The sequence below is a fragment of the Maribacter aquimaris genome (assembly GCF_014596745.1).
Classification (GTDB): Bacteria; Bacteroidota; Bacteroidia; order Flavobacteriales; family Flavobacteriaceae; genus Maribacter_A; species Maribacter_A aquimaris.
Genome location: NZ_JABTCF010000004.1, coordinates 1 through 22,116, shown reverse-complemented (window position 1 = coordinate 22,116; position 22,116 = coordinate 1). Strand labels below are relative to the sequence as shown.

Genomic DNA, 22,116 nt, shown 5'->3' with positions numbered 1-22,116 from the left:
AGTTATGGGGTTTTAGGTCGTTTTGAAGCTTAATGGGCCATTGTCGCGACTAAAACGATATCAAAACCTATGATAATAAGGTATTATTATGATTACGGTAGGTTCACCGTAGGGGGGGCATGTTTTATTGGTTCATTGTTCAGATTACAGGAGTGGTTTATTTTTCACTTTTTTCCATTTCCGTAAGTAGGGAAGTAGTAAGCTGGTCAAGAAAGAGTGTTCGGCTAATTTTTCTAGCCTTTATATCTTGAAAGGTTTTATAAAGATCCTTTGGTGTGAATTCAAAAACCTCTTGCATAATATTTGAAACTTTCATAATACTTAGATTGTTCTTTTTTGCCATTCCCGAAATGGATAGGGCATAGACCAATTCAACCCAATCTGTATTCGTAAAGGGCCAAGGGAGTTTCTCAAAACTGTTGGAACTGATATTTTCATAGAGATCATCATTTTTTAGATGCACTAATTTCTGCTGTAAATAAACAGCTACTTGTCCATAGGCTTTAAAATGGGCCAGCATTAAATCTCGTGGAGTACTGAATTCTGGGTCTTCAACATAAAGGAACGTACTGGAAATTGGAATGGATTCAACTTTTTTTCTGGTGAAATAATAGGTATCCAAATGGGTATCCCCTAGTTCCAAATACTGGCCAAAATCTATATGGGACAAGAAAAAATGATTAAGTCTTTGTATATTTTTTTGTATAAAATGTTTGATCTGTTTTTTATCGGCTTTAGGTTGACTTAGTTCAAGTCGATATATTTCTTTATGATATATCAATCGAGAGAGAGGTACCGATTTTACATTTTTAAAAAAATGGATTTCTTCTGAGATTGAGGTAAAACCATTTGCAATAACTTTCTTTCTAAAAGTATTGAGGAGCTTTCGACATAGTGCAATGCTTTTTCGCGATTGCTCCATAGAGTGGGGTGTTGAGCTCTTTATTTTTGCCAACTCCTTCAAAAAATTTTCAGATAATGAGTTTAGTTCCATAGTACACAAGGAGATTATCCATATATCGACTAAATAGAGGAGTTGATTTCTGAATTCACACCAGAAGGAGTTCTTTAAATATACATTGAATTGATATTTAACAACTATATATTACCGTATATTCCTACGGATAGCACCGTATTTTAGTACGGCTTACCAATTGGCATGAAAAGAATAAGGGAAGGGTTCCTGTTTTAATGTAGCATGTTATTGTTGGGGTGAAAATCGCATCAGAAATTCTGTTCTCTTTTTTACATTTGTTTTTTTGAAAATATTTGATGCGTGTTTTGAAACGGTGCTTTCTGCGATAAAAAAGTCCTCACCAATCTCTTTATAACTCTTATCATCCAATATTGATAAAGCGATTTCAATTTCACGTCTAGTCAGTCCTTCTTTATAAAAATCAGGAGAAATGGGAACTTCTTTCATGGAGTTATAATAACTAAAGATTGCACTCATTTTTCCCTTATTCTCTAAAAGATATAGATATCTGTCGATTTCAATGGTAGCAATGGTGTAGAAGGTTATATTGATAACTGTGAATGTCAACCATTGATAGTCCCCGATTACCGTTAATATAGGAAGTAAGGCTATACAGGTAATACTTATCAATGATAGTTTATTACGGCGTTTAACGAATGGGTTTGTGATATTTGATTTGGTGATTTTTCTCCAAAATTCCCAACATAGGTAAAGACAGATTACAGATACTGGAACCGTAAAGTAGATACGTGATAAATCAATAGAATCAGTCCAGAAATAAGGGCCCAGAAACAACAAAAGGAAACAGGCAATAATTAGAAAAGTAATGTTGGTAATTGTGAGTTGGAACTTCAAAAACGTAATATCATATTCATTATAAAAATAGTGGACTACATAAAGGCACATAGTTATGGCTACCCCGTATGTTATGATATACTGTACGATTAATGGCCCCGGAAAATTCTCGATGGGTAATAGCCCTCCTGTAAGATTATAAGTTACAAATAGGCAGCCTAGTATCAAAAACCGATTTAAATTGTCGTGCCTAAGTCGACGGGATTTTGAGTATGCTACAAGCACAATGAATACATCGATCAAGAGATAAAAAAAGGTTGTCCAATGTATTTCTGTACCAAACATCGATATTGATTTTACAATTTCCGTTCAAAGCGATTTTCTTGCACATTTTTCACCACATTCCCATGCGAAAAAACTTCACCGTTCATTGCAATGTATACTCCGTTTTCCAAGAATTTAAGAGCACCTATTGCAAATCCTAAGTTAAATGGAGCATCTGAATGTTTTTCCGAACCTAAAATGAAAGATCCAGTTATAACTATGGTCTTCTTTAAATTGAGTTTTCCAAGATACTTAGCAGTGTCTATCATTGTATACGTTCCGTGAGTGATTACAATACGTTCCTCCTTCGAAAGTTTAATCCTATCTCGAATAAGCTCTCTATCTTCTAAGGTGATATGGCGACTATCTTTATCCAAAAGATAATCTATAGTATAGCTATCAGAAATATTAGGCGCTTTTAAAAATATGGATATGTCAATGCTATTTTCCAAAGATCTGTCCGTACTATTTACATATTCCAAACCTCCAATGGTTCCACCAGTTGTAAAGATTTTAATCATGATATGATTTTTTTAATCATGTAAAAGGAAAAAAGGAGCTACATCATTGCAAAACAAAGTTTTGCCAATTCCTTAATCTACTAAAAATTAACAAGAATAAAAAGTAAGATAATATTTATATTTTACGTAAGGTATTGAAAATCTATTTGTTAGATAATTTGTTTCTAAGCAATTGCATATCATCACTTACCTTTCTTTCTATAACCCTTGCATAGATTTGGGTAGTCGCCAATTTTGTATGTCCAAGAAGTTTTGAGACAGTTTCAATAGGAACACCATTACTTAGTGTGACCGTTGTTGCAAAAGTATGCCTGGCCATGTGGAATGTAAGATTCTTTTTGATTCCACATAAATCAGCAATTTCCTTTAGATAGCTATTGAGTCTTTGATTGGAAATGTTGGGCATTAGACTTCCGGTAAATTGGGTTCTATGATGATTTTCATATTTTTGGATCAGTGATTCTATTACAGGGAGTAAAGGAATTTTAAAAGGGTTGCCGTTTTTATTTCTAGTGGTCATTATCCAAGGATTATCATCTATACCCAAGATAATATGGTCCTTTTTTAGTTTTATAATGTCGCCATAAGATATCCCGGTATAGCAGCTAAAAATAAATAAGTCTTTAACTACAGAAAGTCTTTCAATGTTCGTATTTAAATTTTGGATTCTTTCAAGTTCAAGATCCGTTAGAAACTCCCGTTCCCTTTTCTCTAGTTTTGGTTTGAATTTCACAAAAGGGTCACGTTCTATCCATTCCATATGATAGGCCAAAGTCACCATCTTGCGAAGCCTTTGAATGTGCTTCATAACGGCATTATTTCCAATCTTACCTTGATAGTGCTTAGGTTGGTACGACCTAAGAAAACTTTCAAAACTTAAGACAAAGGCATAATCTAAATCTTGGAGATATATATCAGCCTTCTTATATTCCTCTAAAACAAAGGCCAAAATATATTTTTGGCTCGTCCGATAGTGACACAATGTTTTAGTGGCGAGTTTGCTTCCCATCTTATCATTATGGTATCTAAATATGTCTTTTAATGAGTAGATTCTTTTATCCTCTCCTAAATATCTGGCCTTTACCAATTCGGCATTAACAACTTTACCATCGTTCTTTAAATCTCGATAAGATTGAATTAGTTCGGCTTTTGTTTCGTCCAAATAGTAATTTAAGGTTTTAGCGATTTCGCTATTTCCTTTTACTTTTTGCCGGCTTGTATCCCATAAATCAATATTGACTTTGTGTTTAAGGCTAATACTTAAACGTTTCTTGTTGATGGTTATCCGTGCATAAATAGTCGCAGAATTGTTTTTGTTCACTCTGGCTGAATAAACCCAAAATAGGACTGAAAATGTTGAAGAAGTTCGCATGTTTTTCGTCTTTAAAATGAAACAATCAGTTAGACGAAAGTCAAATCAACAATGCAAGATTTATGTCTTTAAGAGTTCAAATTATAAAGGTGTTACCACAATTGTTACCATTTTTTAAAAATGTTACCTTATTGTGACCATTTAAAACTAAATCATATCATTTAATATGACTACCTAAAAAACATAAAACCCTGCCAATCATAAAATTAGCAGGGTTTTGGTCTCGGATGATATCCGATTCAGTGACCTGGCTGGGGCTCGAACCCAGGACCCTCTCCTTAAAAGGGAGATGCTCTACCAACTGAGCTACCAGGTCAAAATGTCAATTAAAAGCTTTAGAAGTTTATTCCTTAGCGGCTGCAAATATAAGATCATTAATTTATTTAGCAAGCCTATTTTAAATAAATTTTGATTTTCTTTGAAATCAATTGCAATTGGTTCAATTTTAAATAAATTAAAATCGTGAAAATAGTTTTGGTCGGATATATGGGAAGTGGAAAGTCGACTATTGGTAAAATACTTGCCAATCAGTTGAAAATTAAGTTTTTGGATTTGGATGATTATATTGAAGCCGAGGAAGGGATGGGAATTCCCCAGCTATTTGAAAGTAAAGGGGAGATTTATTTTAGGAAAAAAGAGAATGAACACCTGAAACAGATTTTGAATGGCACAGATCACTTCATTCTCTCAACAGGGGGGGGGACACCCTGCTATGGGAATAATATGCAAGCTATTCTCGAGGCCACTCCCAATGTTTTTTACCTGAAGGTTACCATTCCAGGGCTTATTGAAAGATTGGCCCCTGAGAAGGCCCATAGGCCGTTGATTGCTAATATTCCCGAAGAAGAATTACCCGAATTTATCGGGAAACACCTTTTTGAACGTAGTTTTTTCTATTCCAGGGCAGAACATGCCATCCAAACCGATGGGAAGAGTGTTGAAACTATTGTAGCCGAAATCGAAGCGCTACTAGTCTAAGTAAACCATATCATCCTTGGCTTTGAATTGGACATGGACATGTTCTTGCAAGGAGGTTGATAGGGAAATGCCTTTGTAATCTGCTTTTACAGGGTACTTTTTATGGTTGCGATTCACCAATACGGCAGTTTTCAATTGCTTTAAGGGTGTTCTCAAGAAATGGTGCACCCCATAGATCAATGTTGTGCCCGAATTGAGTACATCATCGACCAAAACAACGGACTTGTTTTTATAATCCGCTGGGGGGATTGAGGTTTTTACCTCACTCTCCAAAGGATTTCTTTTGTTCATCGAAACTTTGCAGAGGATAATTTCAGCATCGGTAATGCTGCGAAGTACATTTTGTATTTTTTTCGCAAATTTCAATCCACCACCTTCAATCCCAGCAAGGATGATTTCCTTTTCCGTAACGTTTGCCTCAAGTATTTGATAGGCAATCCTACGCACTTTGTGCTGTATCTTTTGGTGGGACAATATTTGGTTCTCCATGGTATTCGATTTACTTTTCAAAGATAAAGAACAGTTCGTTACCTTTTCTTGGTTTGATTGAATTATATGCCGGCTCAAGGACCTTGATCGATAGATATGGGGTAAAGAGACTCCGATATTCCCCTTCATTCCCTCCAAAGGGAGGACTGCCATTTTTAAAAGTACGGTCAAACAAGAGTCCGACCAATTTACCCTTTTCATTAAGAAGGCCATGCATTTTCATGGCATAGGCTTTTCGATGCGAGGGTTCCAGGGAACAAAAAAAGGTTTGTTCCAGGATCAAGTCGAATCGGGGTGACTCAAGATCGAAAAAATCCATCTGTACCAATTGCCCATCGGGGAATGTGGGGATTCTGGTTTTTATATTTTGTAAGGGCTTGGCCGAGATATCGATGACATGGATATTCGTGAATCCTTTATCGTAAAGGTAATCTACCTCATACCCATTTCCTGCACCGGGAATGAGTATCTTGATTTCTTTATCCGTTAATTGATCTATATAGGCCCGAAGCGGGGGCGAAATATACCCGATATCCCAAACTGTTTTATCGTGGGTGTACTTCTTGTCCCAATACGCTTTATTCAGATTCATCATCGAGATAGTCATCAATTTCCCTACGGTCTTTTTTGGTAGGTCTGCCTGTACCTTTTTTGCGGTAGTAGGCTTTCGAATACTTCAAAAGCTCCTCATTTCCATAGGCTTCCTTCGGAGTGGTGTCTTTTCTGTAAATATCCACCAATTTAGCCCCAACCCGGTTTGCGGGAATATCCAAAATGGTGAATTGAAGGTTTATCTGGTTCTTACGGACTATGATTTCATCAGTGGGGTAAACCTCCCTAGAAGGTTTGACTACTTGCCCATTTACTTTAACCTGTCCCTTTTTGCAGGCGGTAGAGGCAATATTCCTTGTTTTGAAATATCGGGTGTGCCATAAGTATTTGTCAATACGCATCGTCTATCAAAATTCTTTGTTAAGGAGCTCCACAAAAATACATAAAATTGTATCTTGCGAGCTTAAATTGCTAATAGTTGAAGATGAAAAATAGTATTATAGTACTTTTAGTGGTATTCCTTGCGTGGTCATGTAAGAAAGATGATGATGGTGATGATGGGACTGTGGTTGTCGAAACCAGGACCATAAGTGAGGTCGAAGCTGAAAACGATGCCGAAATACGGGAATATTTGGAGACCCATTTCTACAATTACGAGGAATTTACGGCAAAACCTGAAGGGTTTGATTATTCCATAGTGGTAGATACCCTAGCCGGTGACAATGCGGATAAAACCCCGTTGATCGATCAGGTCGAATCCATTAAATTCAAGGTGTCTTTTGATGATGTAAGTGCAACTACTGAAGAGGAGGATATTGAACACACCTTATATTATTTAACTGCGAGGGAAGGTGTAGGTGTTTCGCCAACAGTGTCTGATTCCTTGTATCTGAATTATGAGGGCTCACTGCTCGATGGGAGTGTTTTTGACAGTAAAATAGGAGCACCTGTTTGGTTGGAATTGATAAGTACGGTATCCGGTTTCAGAAAAGGGTTATCGTTATTTAAAACAGGAGGCGATGTTGTGGAAAATGAGGACGGTACTTTTGAGGTACTTGATTCTGGAGTGGGAATGTTGTTCATTCCATCCGGATTAGCCTATTTTTCAGGTAGTGTAGGAGGCGAATCCTATGCGCCAATCGTTTTTAAAATCAATGTATTGAGGGTTGAGGATACCGATTATGATCTAGACGGTATTCCATCGAGTGCTGAGGATTTGAATGGGGATAACGATGTAAACAACGATGATACCGATGGGGATGGATTCCCTAATTATATAGACGCGGATGATGATGGGGATGGTATTGCCACATCAACCGAAATTGAGGATGATGAAGGGAATATTATATTTCCATATCCTGATACGGACAATGATGGTACGCCGGATTATTTGGATCCGGATAATTAGAGCCTAATCATAAAGACAATAAAAAAAGCCCTGACGGAACAAACCGTCAGGGCTTTTTTTTGCTTAAAAGGTTTCTTTTAAAGATTTAACGATAGTCCAAAGATGATTTGGGAAGGTCGTGAGTCAACCCTTCCTGAAATATCGGTAACATTATTACCGATGAAATTGGCCTCATTTTTAGAGAAACCCCTTTCGTAACGAACGTCCAATCCGATTTTCCCTAAGTTCACCCCGGCACCAAGATGGAGGCCTACGGTAAAATCATCTTTTACGTCATCAACTTTTAGATCCGAAAGGTCATTGTTCAAAGTGTATTGAAAGGCAGGACCGGCAAAGATATGCAAAGGGCCAATGATTTTGTATCCTAGAAGTACAGGAAGATCTAATTTAGATATGTCATAGTCATTGGAATTACCATCGAGTTCATAACTACTTTTTGTTTTCGTGTAGATCAATTCGGGTCTCAAATAGATTTTTGGGAAATCCAACTTTCCAAATACACCAACATGGTAGCCTACCTTGCCATCAGAGCCTTCTATGATGTTTTCTCCGGCATTGGTGGCAGAACGTATCAAATCACCGTTCTTGTTGTAGTTAAGTCCGGCCTTTATACCGAATCCGGAACCGCTTTGGGCAAATGCAGTGATGCTAGCCAAAGCAAAAACTGCCAATAGAATTGTTTTCTTCATAATGTGTTTGTTTTTTACCTGAGCCTTTTCAGGTTCGTTTTTTGGTATCAAAAGCGATACCATTCGTTATGTTACCTATTACTCAAAGAACGATGAAGATTTTTCTTTATTGTTACAATACAGCCGATCATATTAAAAATATTTGTCACAAAAATCAAGGGACTCATAACCCTTGACGTTGATTTTATGGCACCTTGGACTTTTCCTCTCTACCCGAAATGGGAAACTTTATTTTTTCGTTAAGGACTTTATCATGGGTAGATGATTATATTTGCCACTTTAAACAAGAAAGTGCAATTTACATTAGAACATACAGACGCTCAAAGCAAGGCACGTGCCGGTAAGATGGTTACGGATCATGGGGTTATCGAAACCCCTATTTTTATGCCAGTAGGTACGGTGGCCTCGGTTAAAGGGGTACATCAGCGGGAATTAAAGGAAGAGATAAACCCTGATATTATTTTAGGGAATACCTATCATTTGTTCCTACGTCCTAAAACCCAGATTCTTCAACAAGCCGGAGGATTGCATAAGTTTATGGGTTGGGACCGGAATATTTTGACCGATAGCGGTGGTTATCAGGTATATTCCCTATCGGCAAATAGAAAGATCAAGGAAGAAGGGGTAAAGTTCAAATCGCATATCGATGGTTCTATGCATATGTTCACCCCAGAAAAGGTGATGGAAATCCAGCGGGTCATAGGGGCCGATATCATTATGGCCTTTGATGAGTGTACACCTTATCCTTGTGATTACAATTACGCCAAGCGATCGATGCATATGACGCATCGATGGCTAGATCGGTGTATGGCACATTTGGATAAAACCCCGTTTACCTATGACTTTTCGCAGTCGTTTTTTCCAATTGTTCAAGGGTCCACTTATAAAGATCTCCGAATACAGTCGGCAGAATATATAGCCAATGCAGGAGCCGAAGGGAATGCCATTGGAGGGCTTTCTGTCGGTGAACCGGCAGAGGAAATGTATGCCATGACCGAAGTCGTATGCGATATATTACCCATAGATAAACCCCGGTATTTGATGGGTGTAGGCACCCCGATCAATATTTTGGAGAATATTGCACTCGGTATCGATATGTTCGATTGTGTGATGCCTACCCGAAATGCTAGGAACGGAATGCTCTTTACGGCCCACGGTACCATAAATATCAAGAATAAAAAATGGGAGGATGATTTTTCGCCCATAGACGAAATGGGTACTACCTTTGTGGATAAGGAATATTCAAAGGCCTATTTACGACATTTGTTCGCCGCCAATGAATATTTAGGCAAACAAATTGCAACCATACACAATCTCGGATTTTACCTTTGGTTGGTCCGTGAGGCAAGAAAGCATATTTTAGCCGGTGATTTCACATCATGGAAGAATATCATGGTCAAACAAATGGATAAAAGATTATAGCGTTGAGCATTATAGACAAATACATACTTAAGCGGTATTTGCTCACTTTTGCAGTGATGTTGTTGCTTTTTATCCCTATTGGTATTATGGCAAACCTTGCCGAGCAAATCGGTAAGATGATCGATAATGATGCCCCTACCAATGAAATCATCATCTACTACTTGAATTTCACTATTTATATCGGTAGTCTACTCTTTCCCATATTCCTGTTTTTGTCGATTATATTTTTTACGTCCAAACTGGCCAGTAATACGGAGATCGTGGCCATATTGAGTTCAGGGGTGTCCTATGGTCGCTTTTTAAGACCCTATTTGATAGGTGCTTCAATCATAGCGGTGACCATGTTGGTTATGGCCATGTTCATTGTTCCCAATGCCAGTAAGGGGTATAATGAGTTCAAATACAAATATTTAAAAAAGGGGAAGAAGGACCGGATTACCAGTAATATATTCAATCAGCTGAATGAAAATGATTTTCTTTACGTAAGCAGTTTCGATCCCGCAAGACAGAATGCCAACAAATTCACCTTTGAGCGTTTTAATGACGATAATACGTTGGATTTCAAAATTTCGGCCAATAGTATCCGATGGGTTGAAAAAGACAGTATTTATCGCTTGATCAAATACACCAAGCGCACCATGGTCGGTGATTCGGCCATTATTGAAACCAAGAATAGGTTAGATACCTTGTTCGCCTTTAAGATAGATGACTTGACCCCAGTTTCCTATATTGCGGAAACCAAGAACCTGTATGAACTTAATAAATTTATAAAGGACCAAAGAAGAAAGGGGGCTTCCAACATCAATAATTACGTACTTGTAAAGTATCGAAGATGGGCCTTGCCTTTGACGGCATTCATACTGACCATCATTGCGGTCGCGGTATCTTCCGTAAAACGACGTGGGGGTATGGGCATTAACCTGGCTTTCGGTATAGGTGTCGCCTTTATCTATATCTTTTTTGACAAGGTCTTTGGTACCTTGGCCGAACAAGCTGGTTTCTCACCCTTAATGGCAGTGGTCATCCCGAATATCGTTTTCGGCATATTAGCGTTTTACCTGTTGCAAAATGCCAAGCGTTAAACTAAAAAATTACTTACTTCTTCATTTAATTGTATTTATCTGGGGATTTACAGCGGTTCTTGGCAAGCTGATAACCATTGATGCACTTCCCTTGGTTTGGTATCGAATGGTGCTGGCAACCACGCTGATCTTTCTCTATATTAAGTATAAGAAACTTTCCCTTGATGTTTCGAGGAAAGGTTTGCTATGGATGGTTGTTGGCGGTATAACCATCGCCCTCCATTGGGTTACTTTTTTTATGGCGATCAAAGTGTCCAATGTTTCGGTAACCCTGGCAACCATGTCGACCGCGGCATTTTTCACCGCAATTTTGGAACCTATTTGGTACGGCAGGAAGGTGGTCGTCTATGAAATCGTATTCGGTTTGATCGTGATCATAGGGCTGTATATTATTTTTCAGGTAGAAACCGATTATCTGAATGGAATTGTCCTTGCATTGATTTCCGCTTTTCTCTCGGTTGTTTTTACATTGATCAATGGGCGATTGATCACATATCAGAAGCCATCGGTCATTTCGTTTTATGAATTGGGTAGCGGTGTCCTGTTTTTGACCGTTTTTATGATTTTTAGGGGGGATTTTACAATAGGGTTCTTTACATTGTCACCCGCGGATTGGGTATTTATTGGGATACTTGCTTCCATATGTACGGCATATGCCTATATCGCTTCGGTTAAGGTAATGCGGTATATTACACCTTATACGGTGGTGTTGACCGTAAATCTAGAGCCTGTTTATGGTATCATCCTCGCCTTCTTTATTTTAGGGGATGATGAGAAAATGAAACCGGAGTTCTATTTCGGGGCATTGATCATTATTCTTACGGTCATTGCCAATGGGGTAATGAAACAAATCGACGTTAAAAAAAATGGCTGAGCCATAGGGTTCCCTTAGATTATTTTATATTTGCCATTCAAACTAACAAAACCTGATCAGCACATGGAATATTTGGATTTTGAACTTCCCATCAAAGAACTTGAGGACCAGTTGGATAAGTGTATGGTCATCGGGGAGGAGAGTGATGTAGACGTTAGTGAAACCTGCAAACAGATCGAGAAAAAGTTGATCACTATGCGTAAGGATATCTATAAAAACCTTACGGCATGGCAAAGGGTACAACTTTCCAGACATCCCAATAGACCTTATACCTTGGATTATATAAATGCCATCTGTGGTGATACCTTTTTGGAACTTCACGGGGATCGTACCGTAAGGGATGATAAGGCGATGATCGGTGGTTTGGGGAAAATCGGTGATCAGAGTTTTATGTTCATTGGTCAACAAAAAGGATATAATACCAAAACCCGACAGTATCGAAATTTTGGTATGGCGAACCCTGAAGGGTATCGAAAGGCATTACGCCTAATGAAATCCGCCGAGAAATTCGGTATTCCCGTGGTTTGTTTTATTGATACCCCAGGAGCTTATCCCGGTATTGAGGCTGAAGAGCGCGGACAGGGAGAGGCTATCGCTAGGAATATCATGGAAATGACCCGATTGAAAGTGCCGATCATCGTAACGATTATCGGGGAAGGTGCATCCGGCGGCGCTTTGGGCATAGGTGTTGGCGATCGTGTACTGATGTTGGAAAATACATGGTACTCTGTAATTTCACCGGAATCATGCTCTTCCATATTATGGAGAAGTTGGGAATACAAGGAACAAGCAGCCGAGGCATTAAAGCTTACGGCACCGGATATGAAAAAGTTGAAATTGATTGATGAGATTGTGCGTGAACCGGTTGGTGGCGCCCATAGTAATCGGGAAAAGACTTTTGATACCGTCAAAAATAAAATAACCACCCATTACGAGGAATTGCAAAAGTTATCACCAAAAAAATTGGTCGAATTGCGTATGGATAAATATGCAAATATGGGTGTTTTCAATGGCTAATCCTTGTGTTTGTTTAAGGTAGTCGGATCACATACCTTCCAATTCCGTTTATTTTTCTGTTATCAACACTTTTTGTAACTTATCAACAGGTAAATTGTTAATGAACCGTTGAAATAGTTATACCGTAAACCTACGTTAACTTAAGGTTAATTACATATTTTCGCATTCATGGAAAAACCCAAGCCACTTATTGGCCATAAGATAGACAAGTCCACTATTATCAACCTGGAAAGGGGTAAGATACCACCTCAAGCCGTTGATTTAGAGGAAGTTGTGCTTGGTGCTATGATGATTGATAAAAAAGGTGTCGATGAAGTAATCGATATCCTGCATCCCGATGTTTTCTATAAGGATGCCCATCGTTTTATCTATGAGGCCATTTTTAAATTGTTTGAAACCTCGGAACCGGTTGATTTATTAACCGTTTCTTCCCAATTGAAGAAGGATGGTAAACTGGAATCCGTGGGAGGGGATTTTTACCTTATAAAATTGACCCAAAAAGTGGCCTCTTCGGCCCATATCGAGTTTCATGCCCGTATCATACTTCAAAAGTATATCCAGCGAAGTTTGATCAAGATATCGAATGAGATTATTGAGGATGCCTATGATGAGAGTACAGATGTATTCGACCTGTTGGATGAGGCGGAATCAAAATTATACGATGTTACCCAGGGCAATTTAAAACGCTCAGCAGAAACAGCCCAGAATTTGGTTATCCAGGCCAAGAAAAGAATTGAGGAAATTTCCAATAAGGAAGGGTTAAGTGGTATTGCTTCAGGCTTTGATAAGGTAGATAAACTTACTTCTGGTTGGCAACCTAGTGATTTAATCATTGTCGCAGCACGTCCGGGGATGGGTAAAACCGCATTGACGCTTTCCATGGCCCGTAATATCGCGGTGAACTCTGGAGTACCCGTGGCGTTCTTTTCGCTGGAGATGTCCTCCGTACAGTTGATAACGAGATTGATTTCATCGGAAACCGGACTGTCATCCGAGAAATTGCGTACCGGAAAGTTGGAAAAACACGAATGGGAGCAATTGAATGTCAAGGTGAAGACCCTCGAAAAAGCTCCTTTGTTTATCGATGATACCCCTTCATTATCCATTTTTGACCTTAGGGCAAAGGCAAGGCGATTGTCCTCCCAGCACGGTATAAAAATGATCATTATCGATTATTTGCAATTGATGACCGCAGGGGGAAGTCAAAAAGGAGGGAACCGTGAACAGGAGATATCTACGATATCCAGAAACCTCAAGGCCTTGGCCAAGGAACTTAGTGTGCCCGTCATTGCCTTATCCCAGCTGTCCAGGGCGGTAGAGACAAGAGGGGGCAGTAAACGTCCTATCCTATCGGATCTTAGGGAGTCTGGGGCGATTGAACAGGATGCGGATATTGTTTCCTTTATTTATCGACCCGAATATTATAAGATTGATGAATGGGATGATGAAGAAAGGACACCCACCCAGGGTCAAGCCGAATTTATTGTAGCCAAACACAGAAATGGTGGTTTGGAGAATATTCGATTGAAGTTTATCGGTAACCTTGGTAAATTCGATAATTTGGATGATTTTGATTCGCCTTTCGAGTTTCAATCGAAAATGAATGCGGAAGATGAAAACCCCTTTATCACCAAAAATCTTCCCGATGCCAATGAGGCCTTCGGTAGTTCTATGAACGAGGATTTTAATCCCAATGATAATGATGTGCCTTTTTAAAAAGAGAAGCAGTGCTTATGACGAGTACTAAGCTTAACATGGGGTAGATGAAAATTCCAGTAGTATTTCACAAAATATCATAAAACAAATAGGGCAACTCTATTTTCCGTTATCTTTGGTAAACATCTTTCAAAGAGGATATTCAATGCATAAAAGCGTTTTATTTTTTTTCTTCCTACTTTTTACTTGGAGTATTTCGGCGTCCTCAATTCTTATTCCCATGGATGCGGATACCCAAAAGAATCATCTAAAGGCATACGGAATAACCTATTGGGTACTTACCAAACAACAAAAGGTCCAATGGCTGTTGAATTATAGGGGAGGGTCTTTCCTGCTTCCCGATGGGGAGGCCATTCGTAGGGAATGTCAGATTCGTGGAGTGTCTTTCGAGATACTATCCGATGGGCAGGCCCAAGAAATTTTGGATGGTATTGGTAGTCCTTCCAAAAATCAGGAAGCGGTTATTCTTGAAAAGGCTCCCAAGATTGCGGTATATTCCCCAAAAACAAATCAACCCTGGGATGACGCCGTGACCATGGTGCTCACCTATGCAGAGATACCCTATGTAACGATTTATGATGAAGAGGTGTTGGATGATAAACTGGTCTTGTACGATTGGTTGCACCTGCACCATGAGGATTTTACCGGTCAATATGGTAAATTTTACGGTGCCTATAGGGCAACTCCTTGGTATATTGATGGAAAAAAAGAGGCTGAGGCCTTGGCGGCCAAATTGGGGTATGATAAGGTCTCTGAGGAAAAAAGGGATGTGGCCTTGAAAATCAGGAACTATGTCATAGGCGGGGGCTTTATGTTCGCCATGTGTTCGGCCACGGATAGTTTTGATATCGCTTTGGCAGCGGATGGTGTAGATATTTGTGAGCCTATGTTCGATAACGACCCCTCCGATGCCAATTACCAAAGTAAATTGGATTTTGGGAAGACGTTTGCCTTTACGGATTTTACTTTGGAACGAAATCCCTTGCGCTATGAGTTTTCATCAATTGATATGACCAATAAAAGGGGAGGGGTGCCCAAGGAATCGGATTATTTTACCCTGATGGATTTTTCGGCGAAATGGGATCCCGTGCCTACCATGTTATGCCAAAACCATACGGCTTTGGTAAAAGGGTTTATGGGACAGACTACCGCATTCAATAGGAAAGAGATAAAACCAACCGTATTGGTCCTAGGGGAGAATAAACTCAATGGTGAGGCTCGTTATATCCATGGAATAAAGGGTAAAGGCTTCTTTACTTTTTATGGTGGACATGATCCCGAGGATTATCAACATAGGGTAGGGGACCCGAAGACGGAATTGGAGTTGCATCCAACATCCCCGGGCTATCGCCTTATTTTAAATAATGTGCTTTTTCCCGCAGCTCGAAAAAAGAAGCAAAAGACCTGAAATCTTACGCCTTTATAAGTTTCTCCAAGATACGTTCCACGCCGAAATCGTCGTTGCTCTCCGTTTCGTAATGGGCAACTTTCTTGACATTGGGGTGCGCATTGGCCATGGCAAAACTGTATTCTGCCAAGGCAAGCATTTCGAGGTCATTGTTATAATCCCCGAAAACCATGGTTTCACTAGGTTTGATGTTGTAGAGTTCCTGAAGCTTTTGCAGGGCAAATCCTTTGTTTGCATCGGGACTTGATATATCGACCCAATTGGGCCCGGATACCTTAACCTTTAAATCACCCTCCAAATGTTGTACGGCCGGATATATATGTTGTTCCGAACTCTCAAAATGGTAAATGGCGATCTTTAGGATTTCGGCATCGACCATAGAAAGGTCCTCCACGATTTCATAGGCCGAATAATACTGTTTCAATAAGTCTGCAAAAGAATCGGAATTACCTGTTAAATAGGAATTCTGTTTGCCACAAAGCACCGGGTGTATGTTGTCGACGGTATCCAGGATATCCAAGATGATTTTCTGCTTGTCCTTAGGAAGCAAGGTAGCGAGCAACTCCTCTTCATTCCGCCTGACATAACCGCCATTTTCGGCCACAACGACAATATCGTTTTTAATGGTATCCAACTTATCGACAATACTGTTGTATTGACGTCCGCTGGCGGCCACGAAAAGAATACCTTTTTTTTGCAATTGATCGAACAATTCAAAAAAACGGTCGCTGACCTCATGGTTGGAATTCAATAGGGTGCCATCCATATCGGAAACCACCATTTTAATTTGGGATAGGTTCATTTTTGAAAATATAAGCTGCAAAGGTATTTGTTAAGGTTAAATAATAAGAATATTATGGATAAAGTTTATATTAACAACATCAATATTTAACGGAAAATTATGGAATTCTACCAAAAGGAAATACGGCTTGGACCCTTTTCAAGGGGGTTTCATCTTATTACGAATGAAATAACCGATGCATTACTTGGGTTGGGCCATATAGAGAAAGGAATTTTACAGGTGTTTATACAACATACTTCGGCGAGTTTGACCATAAATGAGAATGTAGACCCCACGGTACGGCAAGATTTTGAGAGCCATATGAATGTTATGGTGTCTGAGGATGCTCCCTATTATATACATACTTATGAAGGCCCTGACGATATGCCGGCACATATTAAGGCATCGCTAATGGGGGCATCGGTTCAGGTTCCGATTACCAACGGAAGATTGAATTTGGGTACTTGGCAAGGCATCTATTTATGTGAGCATAGAAACAATGCTTCCGGAAGGAATCTAGTACTCACCGCCTATGGTGTTTAAGCAAGGATCATGGTCAATCTGTAAAGGAAGAATGCTGTATTTTTCAAGCTCTTGAACGGTGTACTAAAGAAGGAACGGCCTATTTTTAATTTCGTTTTAAATCCAGTGGTTTCCGCATTGGGCGGGGGAAGCCGTCCATAGAGTATTTCACTTTAGTGAAAGCGGCCTGGGCGGTGTGGCTGCGATTTTTATTTACTTTCCTCAATGTGGGTCTCAACAAAGTGGCCATGCTGCGGCTGGCTCCTCCAAACCAAGGTATACCATACCTTGGTTTTTCGGCCCTGTTTCTTTTTTTGGCAATGCAAAAAAGAACAGAACACAAACTTCTGGATAGTTTATGCTATCTTTTTCTAATTCACACCCAACTTTTGGGATTGATCCATTAAGGGTCAAGAATAATTTCTGGGTATTAGGATATTTATCCAAATAGTTGGGTTAACCTCAATAGGGGTCATGACCAATTATTGTGTTTAAGCAAGGATCATGGTCAATCTGTAAAGGAAGAATGCTGTATTTCCCACACCCCTGAACGGGGCACTAAAGAAGGAACGGCCTATTTTTGATTTCGTTTTAAATCAAGTGGTTTCCGCATTGGTCGGGGGAAGCCGTCCATAGAGCATTTCACCTTAGTGAAAGCGGCCTGGACGGTGTGGCCGTGATTTTTATTTACTTTCCCCAATGTGGGTCTCAACAAAGTGGCCATGCTGCGGCTGGCTCCTCCAAACCAAGGTACACTGCACCTTGGTTTTTCGGCCCTGTTTCTTTTTTTGGCAATGCAAAAAAGAACAGAACACAAACTTCTGGATAGTTTATGCTATCTTTTTCTAATTCACACCCAACTTTTGGGATTGATCCATTAAGGGTCAAGAATAATTTCTGGGTATTAGGATATTTATCCAAATAGTTGGGTTAACCTCAATAGGGGTCATGACCAATTATTGTGTTTAAGCAAGGATCATGGTCAATCTGTAAAGGAAGAATGCTGTATTTTTCAAGCCCTTGAACAGGGTGCTAAAGAGGGAACGGCCTATTTTTGATTTCGTTTTAAATCAAGTGGTTTCCGCATTGGGCGGGGGAAGCCGTTCATAGAGCATTTCACCTTAGTGAAAGCGGCCTGGGCGGTGTGGCCGTGATTTTTAGTTGCTTTCCCCAATGTGGGTCTTAACAAAGTGGCCAGGCTACGGCTGGCTCCTCCAAACCAAGGTACACTGCACCTTGGTTTTTCGGCCCTGTTTCTTTTTTTGGCAATGCAAAAAAGAACAGAACACGAACTGCGGAATAGTTTGTGCTATCTTTTTCTGTTTCAAATACAACTCTTGGTATTGATCCCAAATTACTGTTGCGAACGCGACATCTGATCCTGTTCCCCAAACACAGTAATTAGATTTAGGCACAAAAAAAATCCGACTCGTTAAAGTCGGATTTTCCTAAGTGAGATATATTCTTAAATCTATTTTACTTTGTCTACAATGGCCTTGAAGGCATCTGGGTGGTTCATGGCCAAATCGGCTAAAACCTTACGGTTCAACTCAATGTTGTTGGCTTTTACCTTACCCATGAATTGTGAGTAGGACATTCCATGTAATCTTGCCCCTGCATTGATACGGGTAATCCAAAGGGCTCGGAATGTTCTTTTCTTGTTTCTTCGGTCTCTATAAGCATATAACATTGCTTTTTCAACCGCATTTTTGGCTACTGTCCAGACGTTTTTACGTCTTCCAAAGTAACCTTTGGCCTGCTTCATCACTTTTTTTCTTCGTGCTCTAGAAGCTACTGCATTTACTGATCTTGGCATAATTTTTAATTGTTTTTTGTAGTAGGCGGGCGATAATCGCCACTTTTTAATTTACTCGAACGCTAGTTTTGTTCTTGTGTTTTGCCCATCTCCAGGGTTAATGATTAATTACCGAAAGGACAATTACTTTAAACGTAATTGTTCTTTAATACTATTGACATCATGGTCATGTACTAAAGTAGAATGTGTCAACGCTAGTTTACGCTTTTTCGACTTCTTTGTAAGAATGTGGCTCTTAAAAGCGTGCTTTCTTTTGATCTTACCGGTACCTGTTAGCTTAAATCGCTTCTTGGCACTGGATTTTGTTTTTTGTTTAGGCATTTTTTCCTATTTAGGTTAATCTCACTTATTTATGCTGAACAAGCCCCGTTTAAGGGCTTGGTACAGTATCTTGTAAAGCTGGGTAATATTCCAGCATGTCTATCTTATTTCTTGGTCTTAGGCGCTATGAACATGGTCATACGTTTTCCTTCCAATTTTGGCATTTGTTCCACTTTGCCCAACTCTTCAAGTTCAGAGGCTAGTTTTAACAACAATATTTCCCCTTGGTCCTTATAAACAATAGAACGTCCCTTAAAGAAAACATAGGCCTTTAATTTAGCCCCGTCTTTTAGGAACTTTTCGGCATGTTTCTTTTTAAAGTCGTAATCATGGTCATCCGTATTCGGACCAAACCTGATTTCCTTTACCACAACCTTGGAAGCTTTCGCTTTCATGGCTTTCTCCCGTTTCTTTTGCTCATAGAGAAACTTTTTGTAATCTATGATTTTACAAACGGGAGGTTCTGCTTTTGGTGAAATCTCCACCAAATCCAAACCTAATTCCTCTGCTTTTGCCATTGCCTGCGGCAATGTGTAAACACCAACTTCAATATTATCACCCACCAAACGTACATTTGGTGAGATGATTCTCTCATTGATTTTGTGAGGGTTTTTGTTCTCTCTTCTAGGTTGGGGCCTAAATCTTTTTCGAATTGCTATGACTAACTAATTTTAATTAAACTTTTTTTTTTAAAACGACTTTAAGGTACTGTTTATTTCCTTAGTGACCAAGTCAACGAAATCCTGTACCGTAATAGAACCTAAATCATCGCCTCCGTGTTTACGGATCGCTATGGTATTATTTTCTTCCTCGCTCTCACCTACGATTAGCATAAATGGTGTTTTACTCATTTCAGCTTCCCGTATTTTCTTGCCTACAGTCTCGTTTCTATTATCAATGAGGGCGCGAATTTCGTTATTTTCCAAGGATTTTAAAACTTTTTCCGCATATTTTTCGTGTTTCTCGCTAACTGGAAGGATAATTGCTTGTTCTGGAGTCAGCCATAATGGGAAATTTCCTCCGGTATGCTCCAGTAACAGGGCGATGAATCGTTCCATGCTACCAAAAGGTGCTCGGTGGATCATTACCGGTCTATGTAGTTCATTGTCGCTTCCTTTATAGGTAAGGTCAAAACGTTCCGGTAAATTATAATCCACTTGAATGGTACCCAACTGCCAATTTCTTCCCAAGGCATCCTTCACCATAAAATCAAGTTTTGGACCATAAAATGCGGCTTCACCGCTTTCAATGACATAGTCCAAGCCTTTTTCCTTGGCGGCATTGATGATGGCATTTTCCGCTTTTTCCCAATTTTCGACCGATCCAATATATTTTTCGGGGTTATCCAAATCCCTTACGGAGACTTGGGCCTTGTAGTTATCAAATCCTAACGTATTCAATACATAGAGCGAAAGATCGATTACTTTTTTGAATTCCTCATCCAATTGTTCCGGGGTACAGAAAATATGGGCATCGTCCTGTGTAAAACCACGAACCCTGGTCAGCCCATGAAGTTCCCCACTTTGTTCATATCTATATACGGTACCGAATTCAGCATAACGCTTGGGTAATTCACGGTAACTAAAAGGGCGGGCATTGTATATTTCACAATGATGCGGACAGTTCATCGGTTTTAGCAAAAACTCTTCGTCTTCCTTGGGGGTATGTATGGGTTGAAAACTATCCTCGCCATATTTGGCATAATGGCCAGAAGTTACATAAAGTTCTTTTTGGCCGATATGGGGCGTGATGACCATTTCGTATCCCGCTTTTTTCTGGGCCTTCTTAAGAAAAGCTTCCAAACGTTCCCGAAGGGCGGCACCTTTCGGCAACCATAAGGGAAGTCCTTGCCCCACTTTTTGTGAAAAGGTAAAGAGTTCCAATTCCTTGCCGAGCTTTCTGTGGTCCCGTTTTTTTGCTTCCTCCAAGAGGTTCAGGTATGCTGTAAGATCTTTTTGTTTGGGGAAGGAAATACCATAGACCCGGGTCAGTTGCTTGTTTTTCTCATCACCACGCCAATAGGCACCAGCCACACTCAATATTTTTATCGCCTTGACAATTCCGGTATTGGGTATATGTCCACCACGGCAAAGATCGGTAAAGGTATCATGGTCGCAGAAGGTAATGGTACCATCCTCAAGATTCTCGATAAGCTCAACCTTGAACTCGTTTCCTTGTGATTTGTATTTTTCCAAGGCTTCAGCTTTGGATACCGGCCGCATTTTGAAATCGTGCTTGCCACGGGCAATTTCCAAGGCCCTTTTTTCAATAGCCGGAAAATCCTTTTCCGAAACCGAATGTTCCCCGAAATCAACATCGTAATAGAATCCGTTTTCAATGGCTGGTCCAATAGTCAGTTTGGCACCTGGAAACAATTCCTCCAAGGCTTGGGCCACGATATGGGACGAGGAATGCCAAAAGGCTTTTTTGCCCGCATCATCGTTCCATGTATATAAGGTTAGTGTACCATCTTCATTCAAAGGCGTCACTGTTTCTACAATGGTATCGTTGAATTTGGCTGAAATAACATTTCGCGCCAAGCCTTCACTTATGCTTTTTGCGATATCCATAGGAGTGCTGCCTTTGCTGTACTCCTTGACGGTTCCGTCGGGTAAGGTAATTTTGATCATGTTTCTTTATATGACTATAAGGGTACAAAGATAGTATCTTGTAATCATGCATACAATATATATGGATATGTTTTTGGGGCGTCACCCTGTATATAGGATACAGGGTCGGGCCATACACCATATCCCTTACTGCGTTGGGGGTGCTCCCGACCCTTCGGTACTGTGCCTAACGCAAATAAAAAGTGGAGGTTTCTTGTTTATATTGTTGGAATGTATTAGATTTAATACCCTTTTTTAAAATTTGTTTGGTTTCTAAGTTCTTAGGAAGTAGGGGGTTATGGAGCCTGCTAAAATATATTTTTAAAAACCTTCAAAAAAAGTATTGTTGAAAGGGAAAATGGTTGTAGGTTTGCAGCCCGAAACGATTAAGGTCGTTGGGAAAGAAAGGTCTTCGGGCCACGTTCATTGAGATACTTTTAAGGG

22 protein-coding genes and 1 tRNA gene are annotated in these 22,116 nt (G+C 39.7%); 9 read left to right on the top strand and 14 right to left on the bottom strand.

What is annotated here, in order from left to right:
* Positions 1-157: 157 nt before the first annotated feature.
* The 5 genes from HPE56_RS08035 to HPE56_RS08015 all read right to left on the bottom strand — a co-directional run bounded on the left by HPE56_RS08035 (position 158) and on the right by HPE56_RS08015 (position 4,304).
* A complete protein-coding gene (locus HPE56_RS08035; protein ID WP_188243258.1) occupies positions 158-994 on the bottom strand; it encodes an RteC domain-containing protein in 837 nt (278 codons plus the stop codon).
* A 207-nt stretch (positions 995-1,201) separates the two neighbouring features.
* Positions 1,202-1,606: a helix-turn-helix domain-containing protein gene (locus tag HPE56_RS20285; RefSeq protein ID WP_223170241.1), complete on the bottom strand. Its 405-nt coding sequence runs from the start codon at positions 1,604-1,606 to the stop codon at positions 1,202-1,204.
* A gap of 521 nt (positions 1,607-2,127) precedes the next feature.
* Positions 2,128-2,616 (bottom strand): asparaginase domain-containing protein, encoded by a 489-nt coding sequence (locus HPE56_RS08025; protein WP_188243256.1) that lies wholly within the window; start codon positions 2,614-2,616, stop codon positions 2,128-2,130.
* Between the two features lie 142 nt (positions 2,617-2,758).
* Positions 2,759-3,937: a site-specific integrase gene (locus tag HPE56_RS08020; protein ID WP_317173191.1), complete on the bottom strand. Its 1,179-nt coding sequence runs from the start codon at positions 3,935-3,937 to the stop codon at positions 2,759-2,761.
* Between the two features lie 294 nt (positions 3,938-4,231).
* Positions 4,232-4,304 (bottom strand) — tRNA-Lys (locus HPE56_RS08015).
* 146 nt (positions 4,305-4,450) lie between these two features.
* On the opposite strand from HPE56_RS08015, the gene HPE56_RS08010 reads away from it, so the two are divergent.
* Positions 4,451-4,966 carry a shikimate kinase gene (locus tag HPE56_RS08010; RefSeq protein WP_317173190.1) on the top strand — a complete coding sequence of 172 codons (516 nt, stop codon included), beginning with the start codon at positions 4,451-4,453 and terminating at the stop codon, positions 4,964-4,966.
* Here the strand turns inward: HPE56_RS08010 and HPE56_RS08005 are convergent.
* The 3 genes from HPE56_RS08005 to HPE56_RS07995 are packed head-to-tail and all read right to left on the bottom strand — an operon-like array spanning position 4,958 to position 6,408.
* Positions 4,958-5,455 carry a phosphoribosyltransferase family protein gene (locus tag HPE56_RS08005; RefSeq protein WP_188243254.1) on the bottom strand — a complete coding sequence of 166 codons (498 nt, stop codon included), beginning with the start codon at positions 5,453-5,455 and terminating at the stop codon, positions 4,958-4,960. The two genes, HPE56_RS08010 and HPE56_RS08005, sit on opposite strands and share 9 nt — an antisense overlap.
* A gap of 10 nt (positions 5,456-5,465) precedes the next feature.
* Complete coding sequence (locus HPE56_RS08000; protein ID WP_317173189.1) at positions 5,466-6,050, bottom strand: methyltransferase; 585 nt, start codon at positions 6,048-6,050, stop codon at positions 5,466-5,468.
* Positions 6,034-6,408: an RNA-binding S4 domain-containing protein gene (locus HPE56_RS07995; RefSeq protein ID WP_109649088.1), complete on the bottom strand. Its 375-nt coding sequence runs from the start codon at positions 6,406-6,408 to the stop codon at positions 6,034-6,036. Before HPE56_RS07995 ends, HPE56_RS08000 begins: the two co-directional genes overlap by 17 nt.
* Before the next feature lie 83 nt (positions 6,409-6,491).
* On the opposite strand from HPE56_RS07995, the gene HPE56_RS07990 reads away from it, so the two are divergent.
* On the top strand, positions 6,492-7,415 hold the full coding sequence (locus tag HPE56_RS07990) for an FKBP-type peptidyl-prolyl cis-trans isomerase (protein ID WP_188243253.1): 924 nt from the start codon (positions 6,492-6,494) through the stop codon (positions 7,413-7,415).
* 77 nt (positions 7,416-7,492) lie between these two features.
* Here the strand turns inward: HPE56_RS07990 and HPE56_RS07985 are convergent, their stop codons facing one another.
* Positions 7,493-8,104 (bottom strand): porin family protein, encoded by a 612-nt coding sequence (locus tag HPE56_RS07985; protein WP_188243252.1) that lies wholly within the window; start codon positions 8,102-8,104, stop codon positions 7,493-7,495.
* Positions 8,105-8,395: 291 nt separating this feature from the next.
* On the opposite strand from HPE56_RS07985, the gene tgt reads away from it, so the two are divergent.
* From tgt to HPE56_RS07955, 6 genes are all read left to right on the top strand, one after another.
* Positions 8,396-9,526: a tRNA guanosine(34) transglycosylase Tgt gene (tgt, locus tag HPE56_RS07980; RefSeq protein WP_188243251.1), complete on the top strand. Its 1,131-nt coding sequence runs from the start codon at positions 8,396-8,398 to the stop codon at positions 9,524-9,526.
* A gap of 2 nt (positions 9,527-9,528) precedes the next feature.
* Positions 9,529-10,608, top strand: coding sequence for an LptF/LptG family permease (locus HPE56_RS07975; RefSeq protein ID WP_188243250.1), 1,080 nt, complete (start codon positions 9,529-9,531; stop codon positions 10,606-10,608).
* Entirely contained in the window at positions 10,595-11,482 is an 888-nt protein-coding gene (locus HPE56_RS07970; protein ID WP_188243249.1) for a DMT family transporter, read from the top strand. Before HPE56_RS07975 ends, HPE56_RS07970 begins: the two co-directional genes overlap by 14 nt.
* 63 nt (positions 11,483-11,545) lie before the next feature.
* The gene (locus HPE56_RS07965) at positions 11,546-12,499 is read left to right on the top strand and encodes an acetyl-CoA carboxylase carboxyltransferase subunit alpha (RefSeq protein ID WP_188243248.1); all 954 of its coding nucleotides are present in this window, start codon (positions 11,546-11,548) and stop codon (positions 12,497-12,499) included.
* A 168-nt stretch (positions 12,500-12,667) separates the two neighbouring features.
* Positions 12,668-14,215: a replicative DNA helicase gene (gene dnaB, locus HPE56_RS07960; RefSeq protein ID WP_188243247.1), complete on the top strand. Its 1,548-nt coding sequence runs from the start codon at positions 12,668-12,670 to the stop codon at positions 14,213-14,215.
* Between the two features lie 145 nt (positions 14,216-14,360).
* Positions 14,361-15,623, top strand: a complete 1,263-nt coding sequence (locus HPE56_RS07955) for an asparagine synthetase B (RefSeq protein ID WP_188243246.1) — start codon at positions 14,361-14,363, stop codon at positions 15,621-15,623.
* 4 nt (positions 15,624-15,627) lie between these two features.
* On the opposite strand, the gene HPE56_RS07950 is transcribed toward HPE56_RS07955, so the two are convergent.
* Entirely contained in the window at positions 15,628-16,425 is a 798-nt protein-coding gene (locus tag HPE56_RS07950; RefSeq protein ID WP_188243245.1) for an HAD family hydrolase, read from the bottom strand.
* Positions 16,426-16,524: 99 nt separating this feature from the next.
* Between HPE56_RS07950 and HPE56_RS07945 the strand changes: the two genes are divergently transcribed.
* The gene (locus HPE56_RS07945; RefSeq protein ID WP_188243244.1) at positions 16,525-16,947 is read left to right on the top strand and encodes a secondary thiamine-phosphate synthase enzyme YjbQ; all 423 of its coding nucleotides are present in this window, start codon (positions 16,525-16,527) and stop codon (positions 16,945-16,947) included.
* Between the two features lie 1,450 nt (positions 16,948-18,397).
* Here the strand turns inward: HPE56_RS07945 and rplT are convergent.
* The 4 genes from rplT to thrS all read right to left on the bottom strand — a co-directional run bounded on the left by rplT (position 18,398) and on the right by thrS (position 21,693).
* Positions 18,398-18,742: a 50S ribosomal protein L20 gene (gene rplT / locus HPE56_RS07940; protein ID WP_013304702.1), complete on the bottom strand. Its 345-nt coding sequence runs from the start codon at positions 18,740-18,742 to the stop codon at positions 18,398-18,400.
* Positions 18,743-18,865: 123 nt separating this feature from the next.
* The gene (gene rpmI, locus HPE56_RS07935; RefSeq protein ID WP_109649079.1) at positions 18,866-19,063 is read right to left on the bottom strand and encodes a 50S ribosomal protein L35; all 198 of its coding nucleotides are present in this window, start codon (positions 19,061-19,063) and stop codon (positions 18,866-18,868) included.
* A 104-nt stretch (positions 19,064-19,167) separates the two neighbouring features.
* Positions 19,168-19,722: a translation initiation factor IF-3 gene (infC, locus tag HPE56_RS07930; protein ID WP_188243480.1), complete on the bottom strand. Its 555-nt coding sequence runs from the start codon at positions 19,720-19,722 to the stop codon at positions 19,168-19,170.
* A 30-nt stretch (positions 19,723-19,752) separates the two neighbouring features.
* A complete protein-coding gene (gene thrS, locus HPE56_RS07925) occupies positions 19,753-21,693 on the bottom strand; it encodes a threonine--tRNA ligase (RefSeq protein ID WP_188243243.1) in 1,941 nt (646 codons plus the stop codon).
* Positions 21,694-22,116: the final 423 nt, after the last annotated feature.

Coding starts and splice junctions, on each gene's coding strand:
- HPE56_RS08035 (WP_188243258.1), bottom strand. CDS start 994: ATGGAACTAAACTCATTATCTGAAAATTTTTTGAAGGAGTTGGCAAAA.
- HPE56_RS08025 (WP_188243256.1), bottom strand. CDS start 2,616: ATGATTAAAATCTTTACAACTGGTGGAACCATTGGAGGTTTGGAATAT.
- HPE56_RS08005 (WP_188243254.1), bottom strand. CDS start 5,455: ATGGAGAACCAAATATTGTCCCACCAAAAGATACAGCACAAAGTGCGT.
- HPE56_RS08000 (WP_317173189.1), bottom strand. CDS start 6,050: ATGATGAATCTGAATAAAGCGTATTGGGACAAGAAGTACACCCACGAT.
- HPE56_RS07995 (WP_109649088.1), bottom strand. CDS start 6,408: ATGCGTATTGACAAATACTTATGGCACACCCGATATTTCAAAACAAGG.
- HPE56_RS07990 (WP_188243253.1), top strand. CDS start 6,492: ATGAAAAATAGTATTATAGTACTTTTAGTGGTATTCCTTGCGTGGTCA.
- HPE56_RS07985 (WP_188243252.1), bottom strand. CDS start 8,104: ATGAAGAAAACAATTCTATTGGCAGTTTTTGCTTTGGCTAGCATCACT.
- HPE56_RS07970 (WP_188243249.1), top strand. CDS start 10,595: ATGCCAAGCGTTAAACTAAAAAATTACTTACTTCTTCATTTAATTGTA.
- HPE56_RS07965 (WP_188243248.1), top strand. CDS start 11,546: ATGGAATATTTGGATTTTGAACTTCCCATCAAAGAACTTGAGGACCAG.
- dnaB (WP_188243247.1), top strand. CDS start 12,668: ATGGAAAAACCCAAGCCACTTATTGGCCATAAGATAGACAAGTCCACT.
- HPE56_RS07955 (WP_188243246.1), top strand. CDS start 14,361: ATGCATAAAAGCGTTTTATTTTTTTTCTTCCTACTTTTTACTTGGAGT.
- HPE56_RS07950 (WP_188243245.1), bottom strand. CDS start 16,425: ATGAACCTATCCCAAATTAAAATGGTGGTTTCCGATATGGATGGCACC.
- HPE56_RS07945 (WP_188243244.1), top strand. CDS start 16,525: ATGGAATTCTACCAAAAGGAAATACGGCTTGGACCCTTTTCAAGGGGG.
- rplT (WP_013304702.1), bottom strand. CDS start 18,742: ATGCCAAGATCAGTAAATGCAGTAGCTTCTAGAGCACGAAGAAAAAAA.
- rpmI (WP_109649079.1), bottom strand. CDS start 19,063: ATGCCTAAACAAAAAACAAAATCCAGTGCCAAGAAGCGATTTAAGCTA.
- thrS (WP_188243243.1), bottom strand. CDS start 21,693: ATGATCAAAATTACCTTACCCGACGGAACCGTCAAGGAGTACAGCAAA.